At 61.5% G+C, this 17,308-nt stretch carries 11 protein-coding genes; 1 reads left to right on the top strand and 10 read right to left on the bottom strand.

Translation table 11 applies throughout. From position 1 onward, the window contains the following. Positions 1-21: 21 nt before the first annotated feature. The 9 genes from gltB to IB249_RS20865 all read right to left on the bottom strand — a co-directional run bounded on the left by gltB (position 22) and on the right by IB249_RS20865 (position 13,074). Positions 22-4,467 (bottom strand): glutamate synthase large subunit, encoded by a 4,446-nt coding sequence (gene gltB, locus IB249_RS20905; RefSeq protein ID WP_192307607.1) that lies wholly within the window; start codon positions 4,465-4,467, stop codon positions 22-24. 351 nt (positions 4,468-4,818) lie between these two features. Further along, positions 4,819-6,414: an AAA family ATPase gene (locus IB249_RS20900; RefSeq protein WP_192307606.1), complete on the bottom strand. Its 1,596-nt coding sequence runs from the start codon at positions 6,412-6,414 to the stop codon at positions 4,819-4,821. 10 nt (positions 6,415-6,424) lie between these two features. Continuing rightward, positions 6,425-7,525, bottom strand: a complete 1,101-nt coding sequence (gene aroB / locus IB249_RS20895; protein ID WP_192307605.1) for a 3-dehydroquinate synthase — start codon at positions 7,523-7,525, stop codon at positions 6,425-6,427. Positions 7,526-7,675: 150 nt separating this feature from the next. Beyond that, a complete protein-coding gene (gene aroK, locus IB249_RS20890) occupies positions 7,676-8,194 on the bottom strand; it encodes a shikimate kinase AroK (protein WP_192307604.1) in 519 nt (172 codons plus the stop codon). Positions 8,195-8,198: 4 nt separating this feature from the next. Then, entirely contained in the window at positions 8,199-10,286 is a 2,088-nt protein-coding gene (gene pilQ / locus IB249_RS20885; protein WP_192307603.1) for a type IV pilus secretin PilQ, read from the bottom strand. 13 nt (positions 10,287-10,299) lie between these two features. After that, positions 10,300-10,827, bottom strand: a complete 528-nt coding sequence (locus IB249_RS20880) for a pilus assembly protein PilP (protein ID WP_192307602.1) — start codon at positions 10,825-10,827, stop codon at positions 10,300-10,302. Then, on the bottom strand, positions 10,824-11,447 hold the full coding sequence (gene pilO, locus IB249_RS20875; protein ID WP_192307601.1) for a type 4a pilus biogenesis protein PilO: 624 nt from the start codon (positions 11,445-11,447) through the stop codon (positions 10,824-10,826). Before pilO ends, IB249_RS20880 begins: the two co-directional genes overlap by 4 nt. After that, the gene (locus IB249_RS20870; protein ID WP_192307600.1) at positions 11,444-12,010 is read right to left on the bottom strand and encodes a PilN domain-containing protein; all 567 of its coding nucleotides are present in this window, start codon (positions 12,008-12,010) and stop codon (positions 11,444-11,446) included. Before IB249_RS20870 ends, pilO begins: the two co-directional genes overlap by 4 nt. Next, positions 12,010-13,074, bottom strand: coding sequence for a pilus assembly protein PilM (locus tag IB249_RS20865; protein ID WP_192307599.1), 1,065 nt, complete (start codon positions 13,072-13,074; stop codon positions 12,010-12,012). Before IB249_RS20865 ends, IB249_RS20870 begins: the two co-directional genes overlap by 1 nt. Positions 13,075-13,293: 219 nt before the next feature. On the opposite strand from IB249_RS20865, the gene IB249_RS20860 reads away from it, so the two are divergent. After that, the gene (locus IB249_RS20860) at positions 13,294-15,729 is read left to right on the top strand and encodes a penicillin-binding protein 1A (RefSeq protein WP_412548018.1); all 2,436 of its coding nucleotides are present in this window, start codon (positions 13,294-13,296) and stop codon (positions 15,727-15,729) included. 215 nt (positions 15,730-15,944) lie between these two features. Here IB249_RS20860 and IB249_RS20855 read toward each other — a convergent pair whose 3' ends face one another. Further along, positions 15,945-17,213: a malic enzyme-like NAD(P)-binding protein gene (locus tag IB249_RS20855; RefSeq protein WP_192307597.1), complete on the bottom strand. Its 1,269-nt coding sequence runs from the start codon at positions 17,211-17,213 to the stop codon at positions 15,945-15,947. Positions 17,214-17,308: the final 95 nt, after the last annotated feature.

Genomic DNA, 17,308 nt, shown 5'->3' with positions numbered 1-17,308 from the left:
ATCACACTCTTCAGGCGCATATCACTGCGGGTTGGCACGGGTGCTGGAAAGCAACGATTTCAGGTTGGCAGCCTTGGGCTTGACCAGCCAGAAACGACGCACGTAATCGTCGAGGTTCTCGGCGAGTTCACGACCCCACTCGCTGTCGGTTTCCTCGACGTACTCGTTCAGCACACGTTGCAGGTGGCTGCGATAGGCTTCCATCGCTTCACCGCTGATCCGCTGGATTTCCACCAGTTCGTGGTTGACCCGGTCAACGAAGGTGTTGTCCTGGTCGAGCACGTAGGCAAAACCACCGGTCATGCCAGAGCCAAAGTTGTAGCCAGTCTTGCCCAGAACGCAGACGAAACCACCGGTCATGTACTCGCAGCAGTGATCGCCGGTGCCTTCCACCACGGTGTGGGCACCGGAGTTACGCACAGCGAAACGCTCGCCCGCGGTACCGGCGGCGAACAGCTTGCCGCCCGTGGCGCCGTACAGGCAGGTGTTACCGACGATGGCACTGTCCTGAGTCCGGTAGGCGCTGCCCTTCGGCGGAACGATGACCAGCTTGCCGCCGGTCATGCCCTTGCCGACGTAGTCGTTGGCGTCGCCTTCCAGGTACAGGTTCAGGCCACCGGCGTTCCACACGCCGAAACTCTGGCCGGCGGTGCCCTTGAAGCGGAAGGTGATCGGCGCGCTGGCCATGCCCTGGTTGCCGTACTTGCGCGCGATTTCACCGGAGATCCGCGCACCGATGGAACGGTCGCAGTTGCAGATATCCAGCGAGAACTCGGCGCCGCTCATGTCGTTGATGGCCGAAGTGGCCATCTCGACCATTTTCTCGGCCAGCAGGCCCTTGTCGAACGGCGGGTTGCGTTCCACGCCACAGAACTGCGGCTTGTCCGCCGGGACATGGTCGCTGCCGAGCAACGGGGTCAGGTCCAGGTGATGCTGCTTGGCGGTCTGGCCCTCGAGGATTTCCAGCAGATCGGTACGACCGATCAGCTCTTCGAGGGAGCGCACGCCCAGCTTGGCCAGCCACTCACGGGTTTCTTCGGCGACGTAGGTGAAGAAGTTCACCACCATGTCGACGGTACCGATGTAGTGATCCTTGCGCAGCTTCTCGTTCTGGGTCGCTACGCCGGTGGCGCAGTTGTTCAGGTGGCAGATACGCAGGTATTTGCAGCCCAGCGCGATCATTGGCGCGGTGCCGAACCCGAAGCTTTCCGCCCCAAGGATGGCGGCCTTGATCACGTCGAGGCCGGTTTTCAGGCCACCGTCGGTCTGGACCCGGACCTTGCCGCGCAGGTCGTTGCCACGCAGGGTCTGGTGGGTTTCGGCCAGGCCGAGCTCCCACGGTGCGCCGGCGTACTTGATCGAGGTCAGTGGCGAAGCGCCGGTGCCGCCGTCATAGCCGGAGATGGTGATCAAGTCCGCATAGGCCTTGGCCACACCGGCAGCGATGGTGCCGACACCGGCTTCAGCCACCAGCTTCACCGAGACCAGCGCCTGCGGATTGACCTGTTTCAGGTCGAAAATCAGCTGCGACAAGTCTTCGATGGAGTAGATGTCGTGGTGCGGCGGTGGCGAAATCAGGGTCACGCCCGGTACCGCATAGCGCAGCTTGGCAATCAGGCCGTTGACCTTGCCGCCGGGCAGTTGACCACCTTCGCCGGGCTTGGCGCCCTGGGCGACCTTGATCTGCAGCACTTCGGCATTGACCAGGTATTCCGGGGTCACACCGAAGCGGCCAGTGGCGACCTGCTTGATTTTCGAGCTCTTGATGGTGCCGTAGCGCGCCGGGTCTTCGCCGCCTTCGCCGGAGTTGGAACGCGCGCCGAGGCGGTTCATGGCTTCGGCCAGGGCCTCGTGGGCTTCCGGCGACAGGGCGCCCAGGGAGATGCCCGCGGAATCGAAGCGCTTGAGCACCGATTCCAGCGGTTCGATCTCGCTGATGTCCAGCGGCGTGTCCAGGGTCTTGACCTTGAACAGGTCGCGGATCATCGACACCGGACGGTTGTCCACCAGCGCCGTGTATTCCTTGAACTTGCTGTAGTCGCCCTGCTGCACAGCGGCTTGCAGGGTGTTGACCACATCAGGGTTGTAGGCGTGGTACTCGCCACCGTGGACGAACTTCAGCAGACCGCCCTGCTGGATCGGCTTGCGCGGGCTCCAGGCTTCGACGGCCAGGGCTTTCTGCTCGGCTTCGATGTCCACGAAGCGCGCACCCTTGATGCGGCTCGGCACGCCACGGAAGCTCAGGTCGCACACCTCTTCGGACAGGCCGATGGCTTCGAACAGCTGAGCGCCGCGGTAGGAGGCGATGGTCGAGATGCCCATCTTCGACAGGATCTTCAACAGGCCCTTGGTGATGCCTTTGCGGTAGTTCTTGAACACCTCATAGAGGTCGCCCAGCACTTCACCGGTACGGATCAGGTCGCCCAGCACTTCGTAAGCCAGGAACGGGTACACCGCCGAGGCGCCGAAACCGATCAACACGGCAAAGTGATGCGGGTCGCGAGCGGTCGCGGTTTCCACCAGGATGTTGGAGTCGCAACGCAGGCCTTTTTCGGTCAGGCGGTGATGCACAGCACCGGTCGCCAGGGACGCGTGGATCGGCAACTTGCCCGGGGCGATGTGACGGTCGCTCAGGACGATCTGGGTGCGCCCGGCACGAACGGCTTCTTCGGCCTGATCGGCCACGTTGCGCACTGCCGCTTCGAGGCCGACGCTCTCGTCGTAGTTGAGGTCGATGATCTGGCGTTCGAAGCCCGGACGATCGAGGTTCATCAGCGAACGCCACTTGGCCGGGGAAATGACCGGCGAGCTGAGGATCACGCGCGATGCGTGTTCCGGCGATTCCTGGAAGATGTTGCGCTCGGCACCGAGGCAGATCTCCAGCGACATCACGATGGCTTCACGCAGCGGGTCGATCGGCGGGTTGGTGACCTGCGCGAACTGCTGGCGGAAATAGTCGTACGGCGTACGCACGCGCTGGGACAGCACGGCCATCGGCGTATCGTCGCCCATCGAGCCCACGGCTTCGTAGCCCTGTTCGCCGAGTGGACGCAGCACCTGATCGCGCTCTTCGAACGTGACCTGATACATCTTCATGTACTGCTTGAGCTGGTCGACGTCATAGAACGCCGAACCGTGGTCGTTGTCCTCCATGGTGGCCTGGATGCGCAGGGCATTCTTGCGCAGCCATTGCTTGTATGGATGACGGGACTTCAAGCGGTTGTCGATGGCGTCGGTGTCGAGGATCTGCCCGGTTTCGGTGTCCACGGCGAAGATCTGGCCAGGACCGACACGACCTTTGGCGATCACGTCTTCAGGCTGGTAGTTCCAGACACCGATTTCCGAGGCCAGGGTGATGAAACCGTTCTTGGTGGTGACCCAGCGCGCCGGACGCAGACCGTTACGGTCGAGCAGGCAGACGGCATAGCGACCGTCGGTCATGACCACGCCGGCCGGACCGTCCCACGGTTCCATGTGCATCGAGTTGTACTCGTAGAACGCACGCAGGTCAGGGTCCATGGTTTCGACGTTCTGCCACGCTGGCGGAATGATCATCCGCACGCCACGGAACAGGTCGATGCCACCGGTGACCATCAGCTCGAGCATGTTGTCCATGCTCGAGGAGTCGGAACCGACACGGTTGACCAGCGGGCCGAGTTCTTCCAGGTCCATCAGGTCGTTGGTGAACTTGGTGCGACGGGCCTGCGCCCAGTTACGGTTGCCGGTGATGGTGTTGATCTCGCCGTTATGGGCGAGGAAGCGGAATGGCTGGGCCAGTGGCCATTTCGGCAGGGTGTTGGTGGAAAAGCGCTGGTGGAAAACGCAAATCGAGGTCTGCAGGCGCTCATCGCCAAGGTCCGGATAGAAGGCGGACAGGTCCGCCGGCATCATCAGGCCTTTATAAATGATGGTCTTGTGGGAAAAGCTGCAGATGTAGTGATCGACGTCGGCGGCGTTGGCCACGGACGACCGACGGCGGGCGCTGAACAGCTTGACCGCCATGTCCTGGTCGTTCAGGCCTTCACCGCCAATGAACACCTGTTCGATCTGCGGCAGACGCTCGAGGGCCAGGCGGCCGAGAACGCTGGTATCGATGGGCACTTTGCGCCAGCCGATCAGGTTCAGGCCTTCGGCCAGGATCTCGCGGTTCATGTTCTCGCGAGCGGCTTCGGCTTTTACCGGGTCCTGGTTGAAGAAGACCATGCCCACGGCATATTGCTTGGGCATCTCGACGCCAAAGGCTTCCTGGGCGATCGCACGCAGAAACACATCCGGCTTTTGAATCAGCAGGCCGCAACCGTCACCGGTCTTGCCGTCGGCGTTGATCCCACCGCGGTGGGTCATGCAGGTCAGGGCCTCGATGGCCGTTTGCAAAAGGGTATGACTGGGCTCGCCCTGCATGTGGGCTATCAGGCCGAAACCGCAGTTATCCTTGAATTCATCTGGTTGGTACAGACCTGCTTTCATAGACACTTTCTCACCAGGCTGCCTCTTACCGAGGCAAATTTCTTTTCAATTCAACCACTTGCCGTCCACGCCGAACGTACGCCAGCTTTGCAGGGGCAAAAGGGAGGTCATTGTACACACCGACACGGAGGCTCACAAATTTGACGACGAAATGTCGCAAATCTATGTCGCATTTGTGAAAGGTTTAAAACGATATGCTGTGCTAGTCAAAACTTTTTTTAATTTCGACCGCACTGACTCAAAGACTACTGTGACGCAGACACCACAAGGCACGCGGCCTCTAAGGCCAGCGCGCGCTTGCAGAAATTTTGAGGTGCCGGGAGAGGCGGCCTGGGTAAGGCCGCCGAATCATCAGCGAGTTGCAGCCAGTTCCTGTTGGACGCTGGCGACAGTGCGAGGCCAAGGTTTACCAGCCTGAACCTTCGCTGGCAAGGCCTTGATGGCAGATACGGCCGCATCGCGGCTGGAGAAGCTACCGTAGGTGATCACGTAAAGCGGCTTGCCGTTGAGGACTTTCTTGAAGTAACGGTACTCGCCGCCCTGCTCCTTGACGAAGTTTTGCGCCGTCGCTTCGGAGCTGGTGCCCAGAATTTGCACGACGTAATTGCTGGTCGGCTGGCCGGCGTACCAGGTGCCACCCGCCGCCTTGGCTGCGGCAACCGGTTTCTCGGCAGGTTTGGCGGTCGCCACAGCGGCCGGCTTGGCAGGCGCTGGCGCCGGTTTAACGGCAGGCGCAGTCGGAACCGGCTTGGCAGTTGCCACCTGAGTCGGCGCAGGGAGCGGCTTGGCGGTCGGTGTCGGTGCCGGACCCGCCGGAACACCTTCAGGTGGCGCGGTGGTGGTCACGGTGGGCGGCGTGTTGCTGGAGCCCTCGACCGGCACGCCATCGTCGCCCTCGGTAATACCACCGGCCGCTTCGGCGAGCGGACCGCGCATGACCGGTTGCGAATTGCCGACCAACGGCAATGGCATCGGTTGCGAGTTACCGGCGAACTCAACGGCGGGCGCACCGCCACTGTTAGGTTGCGGCGTACCCTGGCCGAGCGGCAGTTGAGCCTGTTCGTTGGCGGGTGCGCCGGTAGTCGGTGCCTTGCTGCGACCTGGCATCAACCAGGCAGCGGCTACCGCAACCACGACGACGGCGGAAATCGCCAATACGTGTTTCTTCGGCATGTTGAACCCCATCGTTGGACGCTTGACCGCTGAGCGGCTGGCAATCATGGCTTCGATCATTGCATCGCGGGCGACCTGATTGATATTGCCAGGCCAACCTTCGGAGCTTTCGTGAATATCAGAGATCTGATCCGCAGTGAAAAGTTCGACACCGCGACCTGCACCCTCGAGCCGCTGGTCCAGATACTCGCGAGTCTCTTCCTCGGTGTAAGGCTGCAGCTCGATGACGTGGAAGCGCTCTTCCTCGAGGCTCAACGCCTCCAGCTGGGCAATCAGCGAAGACTCGCCGAACAGGAACACGTGCGGTCGTCCCTCCGGCGCACCCGCCGCCAGCTCCATCAAGACTTCCAGCGCAGACTCATCCAGTTGCTCGGCGTCATCGACCAGCAAATAGACTTCCTGCCCGGTCAGCGCGAGTTGCACGACCTGAGCCAGGATCGGGCCGATCTCGGCCTGCTCGACATTCAGTGCCTGGGCGACCTGACGCAGTACCCCGGCCGCATCGCCGGCACCCCGGGCGGAAACCACCACGCTCTGCACCGACTGCTTGTTCGTGCTGGCCACCAGCGCCTGGCGCAACAGGGTTTTACCGCTGCCTTGCGGCCCGGTCACCACCAGCAACAACTGACTGTAGCGGGCCAGGTGGTGCAACTGGCCCAGCACCGGCTTGCGTTGGGCCGGGAAGAATTTGAAGCCCGGCACCCGTGGAGCGAAGGGGTCGTGACTTAACTGGTAATGGCCGAGGAAAGCCTCGTCGGCATGCAAACTGGTCATCGGGATCTTATCAACCTTTAAGCTGAGCCAGGGCGCGGTAATCCGCTCCCAGCGTGGCCTGTAGAACCTCTTTCGGATAATCGTCGGTCACCACCGCTTCGCCCATGTGGCGCAGCAGCACCAGGCGCAAACGACCGTCGATCACTTTCTTGTCAATTGCCATGTGTTCGAGAAAATCGGCCTCAGTCATCTCTTCAGGCGGGATGACCGGCAGGCCGGCACGCTGGAACAGGCGAATGCCGCGATCACGTTCCTGCTCGCTGATCCAGCCCAGGCGCGAGGACATCTCCAAGGCCATTACAGTGCCAGCAGCGACGGCCTCGCCGTGTAGCCACACACCATACCCCATGTGAGTTTCGATGGCGTGGCCGAAGGTGTGACCAAGGTTCAAGGTGGCACGAACGCCGGTTTCCTTCTCGTCGGCACCGACCACAGCCGCCTTGGCCGCGCAGGAACGTTCGATCGCATAGGTCAGGGCGACCTGGTCCAGGGCGCGCAGGCGATCGACGTTTTCTTCGAGCCAGGTGAGGAACGGTTCGTCGCAGATCAGCCCGTACTTGATGACTTCCGCCAGCCCGGCGGACAACTCGCGGGCCGGCAATGTATTGAGGGAGGCGGTATCGATCAGCACCACATTGGGCTGATAGAAGGCGCCGACCATGTTCTTGCCCAGCGGATGATTGATCCCGGTCTTGCCGCCCACCGAGGAGTCGACCTGCGACAGCAGCGTGGTCGGAATCTGGATGAAATCGACGCCACGCTGGTAACAGGCGGCAGCAAAGCCGGCCATGTCGCCGATGACGCCGCCGCCGAGGGCGATGACCGTGGTGCGGCGATCATGGCGTGCGGTCAGCAGGCCATCGAAAATCTGTTGCAGGGTTTCCCAGTTCTTGAAGGCCTCGCCGTCGGGCAACACCACCGAAATCACCGAGAACTGCGCCAGGCTGCGGGTCAGACGTTCGAGATAGAGCGGCGCAACGGTTTCGTTGGAGATGATCGCCACTTGCCGTCCGCGAATGTGCGGGGCCAGCAGCTCGGGTTGATCCAACAAACCTTCGCCAATGTGAATCGGGTAGCTGCGCTCGCCTAGATCGACCTTGAGTGTCTGCATGTGTCCCCACAGTGAAGATGGAATCAGGCGTCCTGCCCGAAGTTATCGAATGTCCACGGCATCTGCTGGTGTGACGCCGTTCGGTAGCCATCCGCCACAACTTGGGCGGTCGTGGCAGGACGCCGAGGATAGCGCATTTCGCGCCGCGCTTTAACGGGGAGGCAGTTGGTTCAGGCGCTCAAGAATGTCGAGCACGACCATTCGCGGTGGTCGCTCGTCGGTTTCCACCACCAGGTCGGCGATCTCCCGGTACAGCGGATCGCGCAACGCCAGCAAATCCCGCAGGGTCTTGGCCGGATCGGCGGTACGCAGCAGGGGTCGATTGCGATCCCGGGCCGTGCGACCGACCTGCTGCTCAACGGAAGCGTGCAGGTAAACCACCCGACCACCGGCGTGCAGGGCCCGACGATTGGCTTCGCGCATGACCGCACCGCCGCCGGTGGCCAACACCACGCCATCGCAGCCGCACAGTTCGGCGATCATCGCCTGCTCGCGGTCACGGAAGCCCGGTTCGCCTTCCTTGTCGAAAATCCACGGGATATTCGCGCCCGTGCGCAATTCAATTTCCTTATCGGAATCTTTGAACGGCAGGCGCAGCTCTTTCGCCAGCAACCGGCCGATGGTGCTCTTTCCAGCCCCCATCGGTCCAACAAGAATCAAATTTCGCACAGAATCAATGACTCACAGCAATCGCCTGATTGTTCATGATACGCGGAGTGAGAAAGACCAGCAGCTCGGATTTTTTCTCCGAAACCACGTCACGCCGGAAAAGGCGGCCAAGATACGGCACATCGCCAAGAAATGGCACCTTATCTACAACCTTGCTCTGAGTATTTGAGAAAACCCCACCGATCACGATGGTCTCGCCGTCGTTGACCAGGACCTTGGCGTTGACCTCGTTTTTCTTGATCGGCGGTACATCCTGCACCTTGTTGAGGTAGTCCGGTTCGTCCTTGGTGACCTTGACCTCCATGATGATCCGGTTGTCCGGTGTGATTTGCGGCGTCACTTCCAGCGACAGCGAGGCCTCCTTGAACGATACCGAAGTGGCACCGCTGGAAGCGGCCTCTTGGTACGGGATCTCGGTACCCTTGAGGATTTTCGCGGTTTCCTTGTCGGACGTGACCACCTTGGGCTGCGAGACGATTTCGCCGTTGCCGGTTTTTTCCATGGCGGTCAGTTCGAGGTCCAGCAGCACGTTGTCGGTGATGAACGCGATGCCGATCCCCGAGGTGTTGGCCGAGGTGCCCATGTCGACAAAGGGCGAATTGGTGCTGGTGCTGCCCGGTGTGCCGATGGTCGACGAGGCATTGGCACCGTTGCTGACACCGGACGTGTTCCAGTTGCCCTTGTTCTGCACCGAGCCACCCCAGCGCACGCCCAGGCTCTTGTCGTAGTCGACGTTGGCTTCGACGATCCGCGCCTCGATCATGACCTGTCGCACCGGGATATCCAGTTGCGCAACGATCCTGCGCAATTCGTCGAGACGGTCCTGGGTCTGGTAGGCAATGATGTTGTTGGTCCGCTCGTCGACGGTGATCGACCCACGCTCGTCGACCTTCGCCTCGGCACTGGTCACCGACTGGAACAACTTGGCGATGTCCGCCGCCTTGGCGTAATTGACCTGCAGCAGCTCCCGGCGCAACGGCGCCAGTTCGGCGATCTGCTTTTGCGACTCCAGTTCCTGGCGCTCGCGGGCGGCAATCTCGTCGGCCGGCGCCACCAGCAACACGTTACCGATCTTGCGCTTGTCCAGCCCCTTGGTCTTGAGCACCAGGTCGAGCGCCTGATCCCATGGCACATTTTGCAGGCGCAGGGTGATGCCACCCTGCACCGTATCGCTGGCGACCAGGTTGAGGTTGGTGAAGTCGGCGATCAGTTGCAGCACCGAGCGCACGTCGATGTCCTGGAAATTCAGCGAGAGCTTTTCACCGCTGTAGGCGAAACGCTCGGCGTTTCGCTTCTGCAAATCGTCGACAGTCATCGGACGGACGCTGACGGTCAGCTTGTTGTCGGTCTGATAGGTCGAATAGTCGAACGCCCCGCTGGGTTCGATGACGATGTTCGCCCGGTCACCCGTGGCGCTGGCGTTGACGAATTGCACAGGCGTGGCGAAATCCTTGACGTCCAGGCGCACCCGCAAGGGTTCCGGCAGTTGGGTCCTGGCGAAGCCCAGGACAATCTTGCCCTCGCGCTCCTGGATGTCCGGTGCGATGGACGGATCGGAGAGGTCGATGACGACGTTGCCTTCCCCCTGGGTACCGCGCTGGAAATCCACGCCGCGAATCGCCTTGCTCACCGGCGCATAGCTTTTGGCTGGCGCCGCCGTGGCCGTGGCGGCCCGTGATGGCCTGGGGGCGGAGGTCACGGCCTGGGTATTGGCACCACGCCCGACCACCACCACGACCTGATTGCCTTCGACCCTGGCGGTATACGGCGTCAGCTGGGTCAGGTTGATGATCAGCCGCGCGCGCCCCTTGGCCTCGACCACCGTGGCGCTGCGCGCATTGCCGCCGCCCAGGTCGCGGGTCTTGCTCGCCAGCTGGCTGACAACGCCGGGCAGGTCCAGCGCAATCCTGGCGGGCTGCTCGGTCGTATAGCCCTGGGGCTGCGGCGGCGGCCCATCGAATGACAACTTCAACTCGACACGGTCACCCGGCAGCGCCGCCACATCCAGCGCCTTGAGGTTGGCCGCCTGTACCATCGGTGACATCAACGCTATCCATAGCGAAATTCCGAAGGTTGCGAAAATCCTGTTCATTATTCGAGTTCCACTATGAGTGCTCTTTCAAAGGGATGGTCCGCGGCCGCTCCAGCCAGGCGCCCTGGCCATCGGGAACGATTTCGACCACATCGACTTGCGAGCTGCTGATGGCGACGATCCGTCCATCGTTACGCCCCAGGTAATCACCGACTTTCAACCGATGCACACCACCCGCCCCGCGCAGGAGCGCAAAGGAGCCCGTGGCATTGGAAAGGGTGCCGACCATTTCAAACTGCTCGATGTTGAAGCCTTCGAGGTATTGTTTCACCCGATTGGGGTCGGGCTTGACGTTGCGCGAGCCGTGTTGCCGGCCCGCCAGATCGACCCTGACCTGCCGGGAAAACGGGCTTCGCAGGTTCGAGGCGTTGTAGGTGAACGTGGGGTAAGACCGAAACGTCGGCGTTGGTTCAATCTTGCCCGGCGCACGCAGGCGCATTTCGTTCATGTAGGCATCCAGGTCCTGAAAATCACTGCCGCTGCCACAGCCGGAGAGGACAACCAGCGCCGCGATCATCGCCACTGTACGAATCAGGCTCATTTCTGCAGCCCCTTGTCGTTGTAGCGATAGGTCTTGGCCAGGATGCTCATGCGCAATTTCGGGCCACCTTCGGGGTCGACCGGCGCGATGTCGAAGTCATGCAGGGTGACGATGCGCGGCAAACCGGCCACCCCGCTGACGAACGTGGCGAGGTCGTGATAGGCGCCCGTCACGGTAATCTGGATCGGCAGTTCGATATAGAACTGTTGGGTGACTTCGGGCAGCAGCTTGATTTCCTCGAACTCCAGCCCGCTGCCGAGCCCGGTCCGGGTGATGTCCTCCAGCAAGCCAGGCACTTCGGTATCGCTGGGCAACTGCCGTAACAGCACGCCAAAGGAGTTCTCCATCTCCTTCATCTGCTGGACATACAGTTCCAGGTTCGCGGCCATGTGCACCTTGGTCGCGAATTGCTCCTTGAGCGTCGACTCTTCCTCTCGCTTGAGCTGCAGCTGGCTCTCAAGATCGCTGACGGAGAAGTTGTAGCCCAGCGCAAGCACCAGGATCATCAACAGGATGCCCACCACGGCCTTGATGGCGGGGGGCCAGGACCCCATGTTGTTGGTATCCAGGTCGTTGATATCGATCTTGCGCAGCCCCTCGAACCATTCCGCCAGGCTCATTGAACGCCCTCCCCGGCAACTGGCTGGGTTTGACGAACGGTCAACTGGAAGACGTTGGCCTGGTCCAGCTGGCCAGCGGTGGTCGCCTTGACTTCCGTCAGGGTGGGCGCGTCGAACCAGTCCGACGCATCCAGGTTGCGCATCAGGTCGGACACGCGATTGTTCGATTCTGCCGCGCCGACAATGGACAGGGTCTTGCCCTCCATTTTCACCTCGGTGAAATACACCCCTTCCGGCAAGGTTCGCGCCAACTGATCGAAGATTCGCCCGCTGATCGGGCGATTGCCTTGCAGGTCCTGAATGATGCGCATGCGCTCGAGCAGTTGCTGGCGCCGGGCCTTGAGGTCGCTGATCTGCTTGATGCGCTCGTCGACCCCGACAATCTGCTGGCCGATGTAGTTGTTTCGGGCAATCTGTCGATCGATGGCGCCACTGATGGCCTGACCGGCGATCAGCACCGCACCGATCGATCCCACCAGCACGCCGGCCAGCGCCAGCAAAAAACGCTTGCGGCGGTGTTCGCGCAGCTCTTCGCGCCAGGGTAAAAGGTTGATCCGTGCCATCAGTCGAAACTCCTGAGGGCCAGTCCGCAGGCGATCATCAGCGCCGGCGCATCGCTGGCCAGCGCCCCGGCATTGACCTTGCTGCTCAGCGCCATGTCCGAGAAGGGGTTGGCCACCTGGGTCGGCGTGCCAAGCCGCTGCTCGATCAGGCGGTCCAGCCCTGGCACCGATGCGGTACCGCCTGCCAGCAGTATGTGATCGACGGCGTTGTACTGGCCGGAGGCAAAGAAGAACTGCAACGAACGCGACACTTGCTGCACCAGTGCGTCACGGAACGGCTGCAAGACTTCGCTGACGTAATCGTCCGGCAGACCGCCCTGTTTCTTGGCAAGGCCCGCCTGCTCGAACGTCAGGCCGTAGCGGCGCTGGATCTCTTCAGTCAGCTGGCGCCCGCCGAACAATTGTTCACGGGTGTAGATGATGCGGCCGTTGTGCAGGACGCTGAGGGTGGTCATCGTCGCACCGATGTCGACCACGGCCACTGTCAGTTGCTCCCGGGAGGCGGCCAGGTGCCCGGTCAGCAAACCGAAGGCGCGCTCCAGTGCGTAGGCCTCGACATCGACCACCCGGGCGGTCAGCCCGGCCAGCGCAAGGGCGGCTTCGCGGACTTCGACGTTTTCCTTGCGACAGGCTGCCAGCAGCACATTCACCCGCTCGGGGCTGCGCGCCGACGCGCCCTGGACCTCGAAGTCGATGGCGACTTCGTCCAGTGGGTAAGGGATGTACTGGTCGGCCTCGATCTTCAGCTGGTTTTCCATGTCGTCATCGGAAAGCCCGGCGTCCATCTCGATGGTCTTGGTGATCACCGCCGACCCGGCCACCGCCACCGCGACATTCCTGAGGCCGGTCCGGGCCTTGAGCAACACACGAGTGAGTGCCTGACCCACGCCCTCGAGCTCGGCAATATTCTTCTCGACCACCGCATTGGCGGGCAGCGGCTCTACCGCATAGGCTTCGACCCGGTAGCGGTCGCCCTGGCGGCTCAACTCAAGAAGCTTTACCGACGTGGAGCTGATGTCGATCCCCAACAGCAGATTGGCCTTTTTATTGAAGAGTCCCAGCACTACCAATTCCCTATGACTTTCCGTGAGTTACGGACTCTGTAATGTCCATTGCGTTCCAACCATCTGTCTTGACAGCAGCGCAAATGACGCCCCCGATGGAAAAATGCTTATAATGCCCAACGTTTTTTTCCGCTATTCATGTCAAGCGCGGGTCGTTCTCCTCAGTATCTGAACCCTGATGCCTCACTCATTCTTTGCCCTGGATATCCCAACACCTTGATTCGTCTGCTGAAATTTTTCGGTTGGTCCATCGTCGCCGTTTTCTGCGGACTGCTTCTGGGTCTGAGCGGTGCATTTCTTTACCTTAGCCCCGGATTGCCGTCTGTGGAGGCTTTGAGAAGCATTCAGTTGCAGATTCCTCTGCGGGTTTACAGCAGCGATGACAAGTTGATCGCAGAATTTGGCGAAATGCGCCGCACGCCGATCCGTTTCGCCGACATTCCCCCCAATTTCATCAATGCGCTGCTGAGCGCCGAAGACGACAATTTTGCCAACCATTATGGTGTCGACCCGAGCAGCCTGATGCGTGCGGCCACGCAATTGGTCAAGAGCGGTCACATTCAGTCCGGCGGCAGTACCATCACCATGCAGGTCGCGAAGAACTTCTTCCTGACCAGCGAACGCAGCTTTTCTCGCAAAACCACGGAAATCCTCCTCGCCCTGCAGATCGAACGGCAACTGACCAAGGACGAGATCCTGGAACTGTACGTCAACAAGATCTACCTGGGTAACCGGGCCTACGGCATTGAGGCGGCGGCGCAGGTTTACTACGGCAAGTCGATCCGTGATGTCAGCCTGGCGCAGATGGCAATGATTGCCGGCCTGCCAAAAGCGCCCTCGCGGTTCAACCCGCTGGCCAATCCGGCGCGCAGCAAGGAACGTCGCGACTGGATCCTGGGGCGGATGTACAAACTCGGGAAAATCAGCGAAAGCGACTACACCGCAGCGATCAATGAACCGCTGAATGCCAGCTATCACGTGCCGACCCCGGAAGTGAACGCCCCCTACATCGCGGAAATGGCCCGTGCCGAGATGGTCGGCCGCTATGGCAGCGACGCGTATACCGAGGGTTTCCGCGTCACCACCACGGTGCCGAGCAACCTGCAGGAAATGGCCAACAACGCACTTCACGAAGGCTTGATGACCTACGACCAGCGCCATGGTTATCGCGGCCCCGAGTCGCGTCTGCCGGGCAAGACACGTGAAGCCTGGGCCAGCGAACTGACCAAGCAGCGCACGATCAGCAGCCTCGAGCCAGCCATCGTCACCCAGGTCGACAAAACCGGCCTGCAAGTCCTGACCCGCACCGGCAGCGAGCATGTCGGCTGGGACAGCATGAAGTGGGCGCGGCCATTCCTGAACACCAACAGCATGGGCGCCAACCCCAAGCAGCCGTCGGACGTGGCCCAGGTCGGCGACCTGATTCGCGTGCAGCGCCAACCGGACAACTCGCTGAAGTTCAGCCAGATCCCACAGGCACAAGGCGCACTGGTTTCCCTTGATCCACAGAACGGCGCGATTCGTTCGCTGGTCGGCGGCTTCGCCTTCGAGCAGAGTAATTACAACCGCGCCATGCAGGCCAAGCGCCAGCCAGGTTCGAGCTTCAAGCCATTCGTCTACAGCGCTGCACTGGACAATGGCTACACCGCCGCCAGCCTGGTGAACGACGCCCCGATCGTGTTCGTCGACGAGTACCTGGACAAGGTGTGGCGCCCGAAGAACGACACCAACACCTTCCTCGGCCCGATCCGCCTGCGCGAAGCGCTGTACAAGTCGCGCAACCTGGTGTCGATCCGCCTGTTGCAGGCGCTGGGCGTCGACCGCACCATCGACTACATCAGCAAGTTCGGCTTCAACAAGCAGGACCTGCCGCGCAACCTGTCCCTGGCCCTGGGCACCGCGACGCTGACGCCGATGGAGATCGCCACTGGCTGGAGCACCTTTGCCAACGGCGGCTACAAGATCACCCCGTTCATCATCGACAAGATCGAAAGTCGTAATGGCGACACGCTCTTCGTGGCCAACCCGCCGAGCGTGCCGAAAGGCGATGCCGCCTCGGACGGCATTGCCGCGCCGGCCGCGCAAGCGTTCACGGTCGACGCAACACCGGGCGAAGCAACGGGCCAGCCGGTCCCGCAGGCACCGGCCGTGGCCGAGCGCATTGTCGATGGCCGAACCACCTACATCCTCAACAGCATGCTCCAGGACGTGATCAAGCTCGGCACCGGTCGCCGAGCCCTGGCCATGGGTCGCTCCGACATCGCCGGCAAGACCGGTACCACCAACGAATCCAAGGACGCCTGGTTCTCCGGGTACAACGCGGACTACGTGACCACCGTCTGGACCGGTTTCGACCAACCGGAAAGCCTCGGCAAGCGCGAGTTTGGTGGCACCGTCGCCCTGCCGATCTGGATGAACTACATGTCCGCCGCCCTCAAGGACAAGCCGCCACACACCCAGCCGGAACCGGAAGGCATCCTCAGCCTGCGGGTGGACCCGATCAGTGGCCGCGCTGCGTCCCCAAGCACACCTGGCGCGTACTTCGAACTGTTCAAGGCCGAAGACACGCCCCCATCGGTGAACGAACTGGGCAACGGCAGCGCACCGGGCAGCCCGCTGCCGGCAGACGAATCGGCACCGATCGATTTGTTCTGATCCCTCGACGCACGCCAAAAGCCCCGCTCTTCGTTAGAAGGCGGGGCTTTTTTTGTCTGGAGATTCTCGGTGCAACTGCGGACCTCATCGCGAGCAGGCTCGCTCCTACACGTCCTGCTCACGATGAGGCCTGCCATATCGACCTGAAAACCGGGAGGCAATAAAAAACCCCGACGCTCACGAGCCGGGGCTTTCGGATGGAGTGCTACAACGACTTAGCCGTTGAACACGTCGTCCACGCTTTTCAGCGGGTAGTTCTTCGGATACGGCAGGGTCGCCACGCCGGTCTCGATCGCAGCCTTGGCCACGGCGTCGGAGATCAGGGTGATCAGACGGGCATCCATTGGTTTCGGAATGATGTACTCACGACCGAACTCCAGCTTGATACCGCCGTAGGCGTCGCACACTTCCTGAGGCACTGGCAGCTTGGCCAGTTCACGCAGGGCGTTGGCCGCCGCGACTTTCATCTCTTCGTTGATGCGCTTGGCGCGAACGTCCAGAGCGCCACGGAAGATGAACGGGAAGCCCAGCACGTTGTTGACCTGGTTCGGGTAGTCCGAACGGCCGGTGGCCATGATCACGTCGCTGCGGGTGGCGTGTGCCAGCTCCGGGGAGATTTCCGGGTCCGGGTTCGAGCAGGCGAACACGATCGGGTTGGCCGCCATGGACTTCAGGCCTTCGGCACTCAGCAGGTTCGGGCCGGACAGGCCAACGAACACGTCGGCGCCTTGCAGGGCATCCGCCAGGGTGCGCTTGTCGGTCGCGTGAGCGAAGACAGCCTTGTATTGGTTCAGGTCGTCACGGCCGGAGTGGATCACGCCGGTACGGTCAACCATGTAGATGTTTTCGATGTTGGCGCCCATGCTCACCAGCAATTTCATGCAGGAGATGGCGGCCGCGCCAGCGCCCAGGCAGACGATCTTGGCCTCTGGCAGGGTTTTGCCCGCGATTTCCAGGGCGTTGATCATGCCCGCAGCGGTCACGATGGCAGTACCGTGCTGGTCATCGTGGAATACCGGGATGTCACACTGCTCGATCAGGGCACGCTCGATCTCGAAGCACTCAGGCGCCTTGATGTCTTCGAGGTTGATGCCACCGAAGGTGATGGAGATACGCTTGACGGTGTCGATGAAGGCTTGCGGGCTTTCGGAGTCGACTTCGATATCGAACACGTCGATGCCGGCGAAGCGCTTGAACAGAACACCCTTGCCTTCCATCACTGGCTTGGAAGCCAATGGGCCCAGGTTACCCAGGCCGAGAATCGCGGTGCCATCGGAAATGACTGCAACCAGGTTGCCTTTGCCGGTGTATTTGTAGGCCAGCTCAGGGTCGCGACCGATTTCGCGCACTGGTTCGGCTACGCCGGGGCTGTAGGCCAGCGACAGGTCGCGGGCGGTAGCGGTGGGCTTGGTGAGCTCGACGCTCAGCTTTCCTGGACGAGGATTGGCGTGATACTCGAGAGCGGCAGTTTTCAAATCAGACATGTGGGCATTCCGCTTTTACTGTTGGACAGACTGGTCAGCGAGGATACGCGCCTCGCAAAGTCCCCACAAGACTGACCGGTCACCCCTGTCAAGCG

This window comes from Pseudomonas sp. PDM04 (assembly GCF_014851765.1).
Taxonomy (GTDB): domain Bacteria; phylum Pseudomonadota; class Gammaproteobacteria; order Pseudomonadales; family Pseudomonadaceae; genus Aquipseudomonas.
This window is presented reverse-complemented; position numbering and strand designations above follow the sequence as displayed.